The sequence below is a fragment of the Micromonospora matsumotoense genome, from assembly GCF_050951065.1.
GTDB classification, from domain to species: domain Bacteria; phylum Actinomycetota; class Actinomycetes; order Mycobacteriales; family Micromonosporaceae; genus Micromonospora; species Micromonospora matsumotoensis.
Window position 1 is genome coordinate 866,725 of the sequence record NZ_CP192025.1, and the last position, 13,603, is coordinate 880,327.

At 74.1% G+C, this 13,603-nt stretch carries 10 protein-coding genes; 2 read left to right on the forward strand and 8 right to left on the reverse strand.

The genetic code is table 11. The annotated features are described in order from the left end of the window. Positions 1 to 30: 30 nt before the first annotated feature. From cydD to ACQP1S_RS04200, 5 genes are all read right to left on the reverse strand, one after another. On the reverse strand, positions 31 to 1,731 hold the full coding sequence (cydD, locus tag ACQP1S_RS04180) for a thiol reductant ABC exporter subunit CydD (RefSeq protein ID WP_432903169.1): 1,701 nt from the start codon (positions 1,729 to 1,731) through the stop codon (positions 31 to 33). Then, a complete protein-coding gene (locus ACQP1S_RS04185) occupies positions 1,728 to 2,735 on the reverse strand; it encodes a cytochrome d ubiquinol oxidase subunit II (RefSeq protein ID WP_432903172.1) in 1,008 nt (335 codons plus the stop codon). Before ACQP1S_RS04185 ends, cydD begins: the two co-directional genes overlap by 4 nt. Positions 2,736 to 2,746: 11 nt before the next feature. Next, the gene (locus tag ACQP1S_RS04190; protein WP_432903175.1) at positions 2,747 to 3,997 is read right to left on the reverse strand and encodes a cytochrome ubiquinol oxidase subunit I; all 1,251 of its coding nucleotides are present in this window, start codon (positions 3,995 to 3,997) and stop codon (positions 2,747 to 2,749) included. A gap of 218 nt (positions 3,998 to 4,215) precedes the next feature. Next, the gene (locus ACQP1S_RS04195) at positions 4,216 to 5,121 is read right to left on the reverse strand and encodes a M56 family metallopeptidase (protein WP_432903178.1); all 906 of its coding nucleotides are present in this window, start codon (positions 5,119 to 5,121) and stop codon (positions 4,216 to 4,218) included. A 10-nt stretch (positions 5,122 to 5,131) separates the two neighbouring features. Further along, a complete protein-coding gene (locus ACQP1S_RS04200; RefSeq protein WP_091252744.1) occupies positions 5,132 to 5,659 on the reverse strand; it encodes a BlaI/MecI/CopY family transcriptional regulator in 528 nt (175 codons plus the stop codon). A 257-nt stretch (positions 5,660 to 5,916) separates the two neighbouring features. Here ACQP1S_RS04200 and ACQP1S_RS04205 point away from each other — a divergent pair, with 257 nt between their 5' ends. Further along, positions 5,917 to 9,354, forward strand: coding sequence for a fibronectin type III domain-containing protein (locus tag ACQP1S_RS04205; protein WP_432903181.1), 3,438 nt, complete (start codon positions 5,917 to 5,919; stop codon positions 9,352 to 9,354). Positions 9,355 to 9,419: 65 nt separating this feature from the next. Here ACQP1S_RS04205 and ACQP1S_RS04210 read toward each other — a convergent pair whose 3' ends face one another. Genes ACQP1S_RS04210 through deoC form a run of 3 tightly spaced genes read right to left on the reverse strand, consistent with a single transcriptional unit; the run spans position 9,420 to position 12,626 of the window. Further along, complete coding sequence (locus ACQP1S_RS04210; protein ID WP_432903184.1) at positions 9,420 to 10,244, reverse strand: aldehyde dehydrogenase family protein; 825 nt, start codon at positions 10,242 to 10,244, stop codon at positions 9,420 to 9,422. After that, entirely contained in the window at positions 10,237 to 11,661 is a 1,425-nt protein-coding gene (locus tag ACQP1S_RS04215; RefSeq protein WP_091252857.1) for an aldehyde dehydrogenase family protein, read from the reverse strand. Before ACQP1S_RS04215 ends, ACQP1S_RS04210 begins: the two co-directional genes overlap by 8 nt. 5 nt (positions 11,662 to 11,666) lie before the next feature. After that, positions 11,667 to 12,626, reverse strand: a complete 960-nt coding sequence (gene deoC / locus ACQP1S_RS04220; protein ID WP_091252735.1) for a deoxyribose-phosphate aldolase — start codon at positions 12,624 to 12,626, stop codon at positions 11,667 to 11,669. A 231-nt stretch (positions 12,627 to 12,857) separates the two neighbouring features. Between deoC and upp the strand changes: the two genes are divergently transcribed. Next, positions 12,858 to 13,490, forward strand: coding sequence for a uracil phosphoribosyltransferase (gene upp, locus ACQP1S_RS04225; RefSeq protein WP_357681238.1), 633 nt, complete (start codon positions 12,858 to 12,860; stop codon positions 13,488 to 13,490). Positions 13,491 to 13,603: the final 113 nt, after the last annotated feature.

The window sequence follows — 13,603 nt, forward strand, 5'->3', positions numbered from 1 at the left end:
CGGGCAGCCTGGCGGGGGTCGGTCCGGTGCTCATCGGCGGGCCTCCCCGGCCGGTGTCGGGGTGAGCTCGGTCACCCGGCCGGCGGCGACGTGCAGGACCCGGTCGGCGTCTGCCAGCAGTGCCGGCCGGTGTGCCACCAGCAGGGCGGTCCGGCCGGCCACCAGCCGCCGGGTGGCCGCCAGGACGGTCGTCTCGCTCGCCGTGTCCAGCCGGGCGGTCGGCTCGTCGAGCAGCACCAGCGGGGCGTCCCGGAGGAAGGCGCGGGCCAGGGCGACCCGCTGCCGCTGACCGCTGGACAGCCCGTGGCCGCGCTCGCCGAGCAGGGTGCCCAGCCCGTCGGGCAGGGCGTTGACGACCTCGTCCAGGGCGGCGTCGGTGACCGCGCCGGCCAGGGCGACGTCCGGCGTGTCGGGGGCGCTGAGCCGGATGTTGTCGGCCAGCGTGGCGGCGAACAGGTGGGCCCGCTGCGGCACCCAGGCGATCTGCCGCCGCCAGTCGTCGGGGTCGACGTCGGCCAGGTCGACCCCGGCGACGGTGATCCGGCCGGCAGTGGGTGTGACGAAGCCGAGCAGCAGGCCGAGCAGGGTGCTCTTGCCGGCACCGCTCGGCCCGACGACGGCGATCCGCTCGCCGGGCCGGATGGTGAGCGTGACGTCCCGCAACGCGGTGGTCCGCTCGTACGCGACGGTGACGTCGGTGAAGACGATCTCGTCCGCCCCGGACGGCGTACCGACCGTGGCCGGGCCGGCCGGGGCCCCGGCCGCCGCACCGGTCGGGGCGGCGGTGACGGCGGAGACGGTCAGCGCCTCGTCCAGCGCGGTGAGCCCCTCCATGCTGGCGTGGAACCGGCTGCCGGCGGTCCGCAACGGCAGGTACGCCTCCGGGGTGAGCAGCAGCACCAGCAGGGCGGTGGCCAGGGTGATCCCGCCGTCCAGCAGCCGGATGCCGACCGGCACCGCGACCAGCGCCACCGACAGGGTGGCGACCAGTTCCAGCACCAGCGCGGAGAGGAAGGCGATCCGCAGGGTCTTCATGGTGGCGACCCGGTGCCCGTCGGCCATCCGGCGGACCACCTCGGTCTGCGCCCGGGCCCGGCCGAACGCGCGCAGCGTGGGCAGCCCGGCGACCATGTCGAGGAAGTGCCCGCCGAGCATCGACAGCCGACGCCACTGCCGTTCGGTGGCGGCCTGGGCCTGCCAGCCGAGCAGCGCGCCGAAGACCGGGATCAGGGGGATGGTGAGCACGATGATCAGGGCCGAACTCCAGTCGGCGAAGACCAGCCGGGCCAGCACGGCGGCCGGCACGGTGACGCTGAGCACGAGTTGCGGGAGGTAGCCGGTGAAGTAGGCGTCCAGGGCGTCGAGTCCGCGCCCGGTGAGGGTGGCGAGCTGGCCGGCCCGCTGGCCGGCGACCCATCCGGGCCCGTGCCGGCCGACGGCGGACAGCAGGTCGGCGCGGAGGGTGGCCTTCACGGTGGCGGCGGCCCGCGCGGCGACGGTGCCCTGTCCCCAGGAGACCAGGGCCCGGCCGCCGACGGCGGCGACGAAGCCGGCCAGCGCGGCGGTGTCCAGCCGGCCGTGGATGGCGGTCGCGAGCACCGTGGCCAGGGCGGTGGCCTGCGCGACGACCAGCAGTGCGGTGAGCCCGCCGAGGGCGGCGAGCACGGCGAGATCGCGCCGGGCCGCAGGGACCCGGCGCAGCAGACGCGGGTCGAAGGGACGGCGGTTCACCAGTACACCGGTGCCCTGCCGTCGGTCCGTCCCCGGAACACCCACCAGCACATTGCCTGGAAGCCTAGTAGGGCCGGCAGGAGAGGCAGCAGCAGCCAGCCCAGCAGCCGCAACGTCGGTCCACTGGCCGCCGCGTCGGTGACGCCCACGGTGGCCGCCGGGTCGACCGTGGAGACCAGCACGGCCGGCCAGAGCGCCGCGCCGACCAGGGCCACCGGCAGCGCGAGGGCCGCGCTGGTGGCGGCCAGGGCCACCCCCGGCCGACCCCGGCGCAGCGCCGCGCGGGCCGCCACCAGCGCCCCGACCAGCGCCACCAGCAGCAGTACGGCGGGCAGCGGCTGGCGGGTCGCCGCGCGTACCCGGTCGGAGAGCAGGCCCAGCGCGGCGGCCGTGGCGACCGCGGCGAGCGCCCCGACGAGCAGCCGGCGGGCCAGCCGGGCGGTCGCCGGGAGGTCGGCGGCCGGCAGTCGCAGGGTGAGGAAGGTCGCACCGTGCGCCGCGACCAGGGCGAGCAGGGCGAGCCCGGTGGCGGCGACGAACGGGGTCGCCAGGTGGGCCTGCCCGGCGACGTGGCCGTCGGCGTCGATCGGTAGGCCCTGGAGCAGCCCGGCGAGCAGGGCACCCCAGCCGAACGCGGCCAGCGCGCTGCCGACCACGATCACCCGGTCCCAGCCCCGGCGGGCGGCCGGCCCGGTCGGGCGACTGCGCTGCTGCACCCCGGCGGTGACCAGGATCACCCCCACCAGCGCCCCGGCCACGGCGGGGTAGTAGCCGGAGAGGAGTTCGCCCTCCAGGGTGGGGAAGACGCCGAAGAGGATGCCGACGGCGGCCACCAACCAGACCTCGTTGCCGAGGAAGAACGGGCCGAGCGCGGTGAGCCTGGCGCGGCGGGTGGCCGGGGTGCCCCGCCGGGCGAGCAGCAGCCCCACGCCGTAGTCGTAGCCGGCGAGGACGAGGTAGCCGGCGACGAAGAGGCCGAGCAGGGCGTACCAGACGAGTGCCATCGGGGGTCCTCTCAGGCGAAGGCGGGGGTGGGCCGGGGCTCGTCGTCGTGGACGCCGGGCGGGCGGCCGAGCGCCGGGTCGGTGGCGCCCCGGGCGGCGTGCCGGGCGAGCAGCGTCCAGTTGGTGACGGCGAGGGTGCCGAGCAGCAGGCTGAAACCGATCAGCGAGGCGAGCATCAGGCCCGGGTCGACGTCGGAGACGGCCCGGTCGGTGGGGAGCAAGCCGTACGCGGCCCAGGGCTGCCGACCGACCTCCCGGGCGAGCCAGCCGAGGAGCACCGCCACGAAGGGCAGCGGCAGGGCGAGCAGGGTCAGCCAGAGCGGGAAACGCAGCCGGATCACCCAGTCCCGCCAGAGCAGCGGCAGCAGCAGCCAGACGCAGCCCAGCAGGAAACCGATCAGGATCATGAAACCGAGCCCGACGGCGGACAGCGCCGGTGGGGTGTAGTCACCCGGGCCGAAACGGCTGGTCCACTCGGCGACCGCGGCGTCGGCGGTCGGGCCGCCGCCGAACTTGGTGGGTTGGAACTCGCCGACCGGGCCGAACTGGGCGAAGCCGAAGCCCTGCACCAGAGTGACCGCCAGGGCGGCGGTGACCAGCCCGATCCGCAGCGAGGTGCGGTGCAGAGCGAAATCGGTGGTGCGCCGCAGCAGGTGCCAGGCGCTGACCGAGGCCATCAGCATGCCGCCGGTGAGCAGGCTGGCGGCGATGACGTGACCGAGGGCCATCCCGAGGGTGGGATTGGTGAGCAGCGCCCCGAAGTCGGTGAGCTGGGCGACGCCGTCGCGCACCTCATAGCCGACCGGGTGCTGGAGCCAGGCGTTCGCCACCATGATCCAGAACGCCGAGGCGTACGCGGTGAGCGCGACCCCCCAGAGCAGCGCCAGGTGCACGCCGCGCCGCAGCCGGTGCCAGCCGAAGATCCACATGCCGAGGAACGTCGACTCCAGGAAGAACGCCACCAGCGTCTCGATCGCCAGCGGGGCCCCGAAGACGTTGCCGACGTAGCGCGACAACCCGCTCCAGTTCAGCCCGAACTGGAACTCCAGCACGATGCCGGTGGCGATGCCGAGCACGTAGTTGATCACGTAGAGCTGGCCCCAGAACCGGGTCAGCCGTTCCCACTGCGGATTGCCGGTGACGAACCAGGCGGTCTGCATGCCGACCAGCAGGGTGACCAGACCGAGGGTGACCGCCACGAAGAGGAAGTGGATCGAGGTGGTGGTGGCGAACTGGAGGCGCGCGAGGAGCAGGGTGTCCATGACCGCTCTCTAAACGTAGTCCCGCTTGTCGTAGGCAGGCTACACGTAGCATTGCTACCTATCCACCCGCACGGCATCGCCGCCAGCTCCGGCGGACGGGACGGATCAGGCCGGCATGGCGCGATCGGCGGGGCAGGGCGCAGTCGATCCAGCCGGGTGGCCGTGGTCCGGCAGCGCGCGGCGGTCCGGCAGTGCGCGGTCGGTCCGACCGGCGGCGGTCAGCGCAGGAACAGGGAGATCGGCAGGGCGGCCAGAGTGGTCGTCACCGCCAGCGCGGCGGCCCCGAGCAGCCGGGGCGGCCGGTCGGCGACCAGCAGTCGCTGCACCCGGACGTCGAGGTCGCGGTCGCCGATGCCGAGCGCGCCGGCCGGGGTGACCCGGTGCCCGGCGGCGGCGAACCGGCGCAGCGCGCCCGCCAGCGGGGCGTCGGCGTGCAACTCGCGGGCCTTGTCGTCGGCCCGCATCTCGACCAGCAGGGCCACCCGCTCGTGGGCGGCGCGGACCCACCGGAACCACGGCAGCGCCCGGCACAGTGCCGTGAACGGCAACAGCACCAGGTCGTGGCGCTCCTGGGCGTGCGCCCGCTCGTGGGCGAGCACCGCCGCCAACTCGGCCCGGTCCAGCAGGCTGAGCGTGCCGGCGCTGACCACCACCCGGGGGCGCACCCCGGGCAGGCAGTACGCGGCGGCGCCGGGGTGGTCGAGGACCAGCGCGCCGGGAATCGTCGGGTCCCGGCGGGCGACCAGGGTGAGCAGGTCCCGGTGCCGACGCTGGGCCCGTACGGCGGAGTGCACGCTGCGTACGGTGGTGCCGAGCAGCACCGCGCCGATGCCGAAGCCGATCCCGACCAGGCCCAGGTGGACGGCGGTCACCCCGGCCGGGAGGGTGCCGTGGGCCAGGTCTCCGGCGAGGGCCAGCAGCGCCCCGCCGGTCGGCCGATCGTAGGCGGTCAGCCCGAGCGCCATCGGCAGGCCCATCGCGGACAGGCCGAGAGCCAGCCCGACCGCCTGCCAGCAGACGATCGCGACCCGGGGGGCCCGCCACGTCCAGGTGGAGCCGGCCAGCACCTGTGCGGTCAGCCAGCAGGCCAGGATCGCCCCGGCGAAATGCACGGCGTACGCCACGGTGGCCGCCCTACCGGTCCGTCGCCTCGTCGGCGGCCCTGGCCCGGCCGGCGCGGGGGTCCCCGACCCGGTCGGTCAGCCCGGCCTCGTGCCGGCCGGTCGGCCGGGCGTCCTGCCCCGCCGGCCCGGAGCCGGTCGCACCGGCGTCGGGCCCGGCCGGTGCGGGGCCGGTCAGCCCCGCCTCCGCGCCGAGCGCGGCCCGCAGCACCTCGGCCTCGGTGCCGGTCACCGAACGGGCGAAGCGCACCAGCGCGGCGTCCCGGCTGCCGCCGAGGTCGAGGGCGTCGAGCATGAGCCGGGCGATGTGCGCCTCCCGGCTGGCGGCGGCCCGGTAGCGCCAGGCCCGCCCCTCGCGTTCCCGCTGCACCATGCCCTTGCCGGCGAGCCGGTCCAGCACGGTCATCACCGTCGTGTACGCCAACTCGCGCCCGTCCAGCGCCTCGGCGACCTCGCGCACGGTCACCCCGTCCGACGTGCCCGGGACCACGTCCCACAGCACGTCCATCACCGCCCGCTCAAGATCACCCAACCGAGTCACCCGGTAATCCTACCCCCGGTAGTACGACCGGCCGTCGGACCGCCCGCTGGGCTGCCGGCTCGACCGACCGGGCCGACCGGGCCGTCGGCCGTCGGGTGGGGTCGGGTGATCCGTCCGGCCGGCGGCGGCGCTGGTCGATCGACGCCGACCGGGCCGTTCGGACCTGATCGGGCACCGCGCTGTCCGTTGCCGGACCGTCCCCTGTCGGCGGCCCGACCCGACTGGTAAACGATCTTCAGTCTGTGAAGGAGGCACCCATGAAGGCACACGTCCGTCGGCTGGCCGTCATCGTCGCCGCGACGGTTCTCGGGGCGTTCCCGGCCGTGCCGGCGTCCGCCGCCGGGGTGCCGTCCGGCCCCGTGTCCGTCATGGCCGAGGCCGACGGGCTGGCCCTGCGGGTGGACTGGACGCCCCCCACGGACCGCACCGGTATCACCGGTTACCGGGTGAGCACGGTCCCCGCCGGGCTCTCCCTCGACCTCCCGGCCGACGCGGACCACGCGGTGCTCGCCGGGGTGCGCCCGAACACCGGCTACGTCGCCCAGGTGACGGCCCTGGCCGGGGCGGAGCAGTCGGCACCCACCCGGGCCGGCAACGCCGTCACCCTGACCGCCCCGGGCGGTTCACTGGTCGCCGTACCACCGGCCCGGCTGCTGGACACCCGCTCCGGACTGGGCGCACCGGCCGGGGCGACCCGACAGGTGACCCTGGCCGTGGCCGGCCGAGGTGGCATCCCCGCCACGGGAGCGGCGGCGGTGGCGGTGAACGTCACGGTCACCGCGCCGACCGGGGGTGGCTTCGTCACGGTGTACCCGGGCGGGACGGCCCGGCCGACGGCCTCGAACGTGAACTACGCCCGGGGGCAGACGGTGGCCAACCTGGTCGTGGTGCCGGTCGGCGCGGACGGCACCGTCGTGCTCTACTCGTCCGCCGCGGCCCACCTGGTGGCCGACGCCGCAGGCTGGTTCTCCACGGCGCGCACCGCCTCACCCGCCGCCGGTCTGTTCCACGGTCTGAGCCCCACCCGGCTGGTGGACACCCGCACCGGCTCCGGTGGCACCACCCCCGGCCCGGACGGTCGGCTCGACGTCCAGGTCACCGGGGCCGGCGGGGTGCCGGCCGCCGGGGTGTCCGCGGTGGTGCTCAACACCACGGTGGCCGGTGCCGACGCCGCCGGTTACGTGACCGCCTATCCGGCGGGGCAGCCCAGGCCGACCGCCTCGACGCTGAACTTCGTGGCGAAACAGGTCCTCGCCAACCGGGTGATCGTGCCCGTCGGCACCGACGGCAAGGTGAGTTTCTACAACCGGGCCGGGTCGACCCCGCTCGTCATCGACGTCACCGGCTGGTTCAGCGACGGCTCGGACCCCGCCGTCGGTGGGGCCTACCTGGCCAGCGTCCCGCCGACCCGGATCGTGGACACCCGCACCGGGCTGGGTGCCGCGAAGGGGCCGGTGGCCGGCGGCAGTTCGCTGCCGGTCGCCGTGGCGGGACGTGCCGGTCTGCCGGCGGCCACCGCAGCGCTGCCGCCCACCGGGTTGGTCGCCAATGTCACGGCGGTCCAGCCGACGAGCGCCGGGTTCCTCACCGTCTACCCGTCCGTCACCACCCGACCCACCGCGTCGGATCTCAACTTCACCCCCGGCGGCGTCGTGCCCAATCTCTCCGTCGCCCCGCTCGGTGTCGATGGCGGCATGCTGGTGCACAACTCGGCCGGGGCCACCCACGTCGTCGTCGACGTGGTCGGCTACTTCCTCGGCGACACGGCGGTGCCCAGCAGCACCCGTCCGGTCCGCGCCGGTGACGTCCGGGCGGTGACCGGCCCGCCCGGCGGTGACCGCCAGGTGGTGCTGGCCCCGACGGCGGTGACCCCGCAACCCGGCGAGGTGCTCTCCGCCGGCACCGGGCCGACGACGCCCGACGGGCTGCTGGTCAGGGTCGTCGACACGGCCACCGACGCCCAGGGCAACCGGGTGCTGAGCACCGAACCGGCGACGTTGCAGGAGGCGTTCGGGGCCGGGCACTTCGCGGTGTCCGCGCCGCTGTCCGCCGACGACGTCGTCACCGCCGACCGGTCACCCGCAGCGGAACCGCCCGCCCTGACCCCGGACCGGCTGCGTCGACGCCTCGCCGGCCGGGAGGCGACCAGCCCGGTGGGACAGGGCATCGACCGGACGGTGAGCTGCTCCGGCGGCGGGTCGGTCAAGGTGGTGGGAAGCATCAGCGTCAGCCCGTCGGTCGACCTCTCGGTCGAGTGGGGCTGGTTCTCGGTGCAGTCGGTGACCTTCACCGGCACCCTCTCCCAGGACGCCTCGCTGACCGCCACCGCGCAGGCGGCGAGCGGCTGCCACCTCGGCCCGGTGTCGCTGCTGCCCGCGCCGATCCGCTTCACGCCGATCACGTTCAGCGTCGGGCCGGTACCGGTGGTGGTCACCCCGCAGTTGCAGTTCTACCTGTCTGCCGACGGCACGGTCAGTGCCCAGGTCACCGCCGGTGCCACCCAGCACGCCGAGGGCACGCTGGGGCTGTCGTGGTCCGGGGCCACCGGTCTGCGTCCGATCGCCCGGACCAGCAGCAGCTTCACCTACGCGCCTCCCACCCTGTCCGGTGGCGCGTCACTGTCGGCCCGGGTGGGCCCCCGGCTCGAACTGTTCCTGTACGGCGTGGCCGGCCCCTACCTGACCGCCGACGTCAACGTCGGCCTGTCGGCCAACCCGGCGGCCGAACCGTGGTGGACGCTGACCGGGGGCCTGGACGCCGGTGCCGGCATCGCCCTGCCCTCGCTCGGCTTCGACCAGAGCAACCCGTCGATCCTGCGCTACCGCCGGACGCTCGCGCAGGCTCCGCTGCCGCAGCACCTCTATGCCGTCGAGTGCATGAGCAGTGACTGCTACACCACGCTGCGACTGGTGCAGACCGACGACCGGGGCGGGGCGAAACGTCAGATCGGCGGCACCTTCTCCGGCGGGGTGACGGGACTGGCGGTCAACCCGGCCGGCACCGAGGTCGTCATCCAACGGACCACCTCCGGGCGGGGCAAGCCGCTCTTCGTCCGCAACGTGGCGACCGGACAGGACCGTCAGCTCACTTCCCAGGACACGAAGTGCAGCGTCGACACCTTCGACACGTTCCCGGTGTGGTCCCCGAACGGCGCCACCATCAGCTTCTCGCGCAGCAGCAGCTTCGGTAACTACACCTGCCCGTCGGACGGCATCTACGTCGTCGCCGCCGGTGGTGGCACCCCGACCCGGGTCAGCACGAACCGGTGGGACGGGCCGCCGTCCTGGAACCCCTCGACCGACCGGTGGGCGATGACCACGCGCACCCAGCCCGCGACGCTCTACACGAGCGCCACCAACGGCAGCGGGAAGAAGACCCTCTATACCGCAGGCCGCGACGAGGGCCTCACCCCGGCCGCGTGGTCACCGGACGGCGCGACGATCGCCGTCGGGACGGACTTCGGCAGGGTGTACGGCTACTCGCCGGCCGGTGGCCGGCTGTGGAGCCTGACGCCGGCCAACTACTGCACCGGATACCCGGTCGCCTGGGCCCGCGACAGCACATCGTTCTTCTATCTCGGGTGCCAGTCGGGTGGGTCTTCCCGCACCGTCTACCGGATCAATGCGGCCAACGGCGCGACGCCCACCCCGATCACGTCCGACCGCGTCGTCGTCGCGGTGGCGGTGGGCCGCTGACGATCGGACCGGACCGCTGACCGTCGGCGCGGGGATGCCGGCGGTCAGCGGTGGGCCGGAGCCGGTCACACCCCCTTGGGGTGCCAGACCGTCTTGGTCTCCAGCAGCGCGGTCATCCGGGCCAGGCCCGGGTCACCCGCCCAGTCGTGGTCGGCCGGCAGCGGTCGGAGCACCCGCTTGAGGTTCTCCGCCGCCCGGCCCTCCAGATCGGCCGCCAGGTCGGTGTCGACCACTCCGGCCAGGTCGATCGCGTTGACGTCCAGGTGCGCGGCCAGCGTCGGCACGGTCTCGGTGATCCGGCCGGTGAGCAGGTTGACCACCCCGCCGGGCAGATCCGAGGTGGCCAGCACCTCGGCCAGGGTCACCGCCGCCAGCGGGGCCGACGGGGAGGCCGCCACCACCACCGTGTTGCCGGTGACGACGGCCGGGGCGACCACGCTGACCAGGCCGAGCAGCGCCGGGGACTCGGGGGCCACCACGGCCACCACCCCGGTCGGCTCGGGCGTGGACAGGTTGAAGTACGGCCCGGCGACCGGGTTCGCGCCGCCGTACACCTGGGGGAGTTTGTCGGCCCAGCCGGCGTACCAGACCCAGCGGTCGATCGCCGCGTCCACCTCGTCGGCCGGGATGCCGAGCCCGACGAACTGGTCGCGGCGGCCCTCCAGCATCTCCGCGACCCGGTAGAGGATCTGACCCCGGTTGTACGCGGTCGCCCCGGCCCACCCCTCGACGGCGGCCCGCGCGGCGACCACGGCGTCCCGCGCGTCCTTGCGCGATGCCAACGACACGTTGGAGTCCTGCACGAGATACGACCGTCCCGACTCGCTGCGCGGGAACTTCCCGCCGATGAAGAGCTTGTACGTCTTGCGTACCGCGACCCGCTCAGACATTGAGGTACCCCTCCAGCCCGTGCCGGCCACCCTCGCGGCCGTAGCCCGACTCCTTGTAGCCGCCGAACGGCGAGGTCGGGTCGAACTTGTTGAACGTGTTGGCCCAGACCACCCCGGCGCGCAGCCGGTCGGCGGTCCACAGGATGCGCGAGCCCTTGTCGGTCCAGATCCCCGCCGACAGCCCGTACGGCGTGTTGTTGGCCTTCTCCACGGCCTCGGCCGGGGTGCGGAAGGTCAGCACCGACAGCACCGGGCCGAAGATCTCCTCGCGGGCGACCCGGTGCGCCTGGGTGACCCCGGTGAAGATCGTCGGCGCGAACCAGAACCCCCGCTCGGGCAGCTCGCACGGCGGCGACCAGCGCTGCGCGCCCTCGGCCGCCCCGGCGTCGGACAGCTCCCGGATGCGGGCCAGCTGGGCGGCCGAGTTGATCGCCCCGACGTCGGTGTTCTTGTCCAGCGGGTCACCGACCCGCAGCAGCGCCATCCGCCGCTTGAGCGCGTCGAGCACCTGCTCGGCGACGTTCTCCTGGACCAGCAGCCGGGAGCCGGCGCAGCAGACGTGGCCCTGGTTGAAGAAGATGCCGTTGACGATCCCCTCGACGGCCTGGTCGATCGGCGCGTCGTCATAGACGATGTTGGCGGCCTTGCCGCCCAGCTCCAGGGTGACCTTCTTACGGGTGCCGGCCACCGACCGGGCGATGGCCTTGCCGACCCCGGTGGAGCCGGTGAACGCGACCTTGTCCACGCCCGGGTGCTCCACCAGCGCCCGGCCGGTGTCGCCCGCGCCGGTGACGATGTTGACCACGCCGGCCGGCAGGTCGGCCTGCTGGCAGATCTCGGCGAACAGCAGCGCGGTCAGCGGGGTGGTCTCGGCGGGTTTGAGCACCACCGTGTTGCCGGCGGCGAGCGCCGGGGCGACCTTCCAGGCGAGCATGAGCAGCGGGAAGTTCCACGGGATGACCTGGGCGGCCACCCCGAGCGGCTGCGGGTCCGCGCCGAAGCCCGCGTACGGGAGCTTGTCGGCCCAGCCGGCGTAGTAGAAGAAGTGCGCGGCGACCAGCGGCAGGTCGACGTCCCGGGACTCCCGGATCGGCTTGCCGTTGTCCAGCGACTCCAGCACCGCCAGCTCGCGGGAGCGTTCCTGGACGAGCCGGGCGATCCGGTACAGGTACTTGGCCCGGTCCCGGCCCGGCATCGGACCCCAGACCTTGTCGTACGCCTTGCGGGCGGCGCGGACCGCCCGGTCGACGTCCTGTGTGCCGGCCCAGGTGACCTCGGCGAGCACCTCTTCGGTGGCCGGGTTGACCGTCTTGTCGAGATTTTCGCCGTCGACGAACTTGCCGTCGATGAACAGACCGTAGGACGACCTGATGTCGACGATCGCGCGCGACTCGGGCGCAGGGGCGTATTCGAACATCATGCTCAGTCCAGGGTGAAGTAGTCGGGACCGGAGTAGATGCCGGTCGTCAGCTTGGTGCGCTGCATGAGCAGGTCGTTGAGCAGGCTGGACGCGCCGAACCGGAACCAGTCCGGGCTCAGCCAGTCGGCGCCGACGGTCTCGTTGACCAGCACCAGGTACTTGATCGCGTCCTTGGTGTTCTTGATCCCGCCGGCCGGCTTGACGCCGACCTGCCGCCCGGTGGCGGCCCGGAAGTCGCGGACCGCCTCCAGCATCACCAGGGTCACCGGCAGGGTCGCGGCGACCGGGACCTTGCCGGTGGAGGTCTTGATGAAGTCGCCGCCGGCCAGCATCCCCAGCCAGGAGGCCCGCCGGACGTTGTCGTAGGTGGCCAGCTCGCCGGTCTCCAGGATCACCTTGAGGTGGGCGTCCCCGCAGGCCTCCTTGGTCGCCACGATCTCGTCGTAGACCTCGGTGTACCGCCCGGCCAGGAACGCGCCCCGGTTGATCACCATGTCGATCTCGTCGGCCCCGGCGGCGACGGCCGCCCGGGTGTCGGCGAGCTTGACGTCCAGCGGCGCCTGCCCGGACGGGAACGCGGTCGCCACGCTGGCCAGGTGCACGGCGCTGCCGCGCAGCACCTCGGCCACGTGCGGCACCATCGCCGGGTAGACGCAGACCGCGCCGACGTGCGGGCAGGTCGGGTCGGCCGGGTCCGGGCGCAGCGCCTTGGCGGCCAGGGCGCGCACCTTGCCCGGGGTGTCGGCCCCCTCCAGGGTGGTCAGGTCGACCATCCGGATGGCCAGGTCGATCGCCTCGGCCTTGGCGGTGGTCTTGATCGAGCGGGTGCCGAGCTGTGCCGCCCGCTGCTCCGCGCCGACCTGGTCCACCCCGGGCAGGCCGTGCAGGAAGGTCCGCAACGCGGTCTCGGATCGCCCCAGCTCGGACAGGTCCGACCGGGCCGACGTCGTTGTCGCCGTCATGCCCCGAATACTACGCAGCCGCACGTCGGGTGATCCTGGTCACAGCGCCCCGGGTCGGGGGTCGGCCGGCCGTCCGGGCGTCGCCGCCGGCTCGGTGGGCGTGGGTGGGCGGGGACGCCACGGCCGGCTGCGGGCGGGGCGGTCCGGCGCGACGGGGCGCGGGTGAGCCGCGTCGCCGCCCGACCGCGCACCCGTACTGCCGGCGGGCCCGGACCGGTAGGTTGAGCGATCGTGGACGTACACGTCATTGACCACCCGCTCGCCCAGTCCCGGCTGACCGCCATGCGGGACGCCCGGACCGACTCGTCGTCGTTCCGGGCCGCGCTGCACGAACTCACCACCATGCTGGTGTACGAGGCCGCGCGCACCTTCCCGGTCGAGAAGTACCCGGTGCAGACCCCGGTCACCGGGGCCGAGGGCACCCGGTTGGCGAACCCGCCGCTGCTGGTGCCGGTGCTGCGGGCCGGCCTCGGGATGGCCGACGCGGCGCTCGGGCTGCTGCCGGAGTCGTCGATGGGCTTCGTCGGCCTGGCCCGCGACGAGGAGACGTACGAGCCGCGCGCCTACATGGAGTCGCTGCCCCGGGAGTTGTCCGGGCTGCCGGTGCTGGTGCTGGACCCGATGCTGGCCACCGGCGGTTCGCTGGAGCACTGCTGCCGGCTGCTCGCCGACCGGGGCTGCACCGACATCACCGTGCTCTGCGTGCTCGCCGCGCCGGTCGGCATCGCCCGGCTGGAGCGGTCGGGGCTCCCGCTGCGACTGGTCACCGCGTCGATCGACGAGGGGCTGAACGACAACATGTTCATCGTGCCGGGCCTCGGTGACGCCGGTGACCGCCAGTTCGGCGGCATGCCCCGTTTCTGACCCACCCAGCTTCCGGCCGGCATGCCCCGCTTCTGACCTGCTCAGCTTGCGGTGGTATGCCCCGTTCTCGACCCGCTTAGCTTGCGGTGGCATGCTCCGCTTCTGACCCGCCC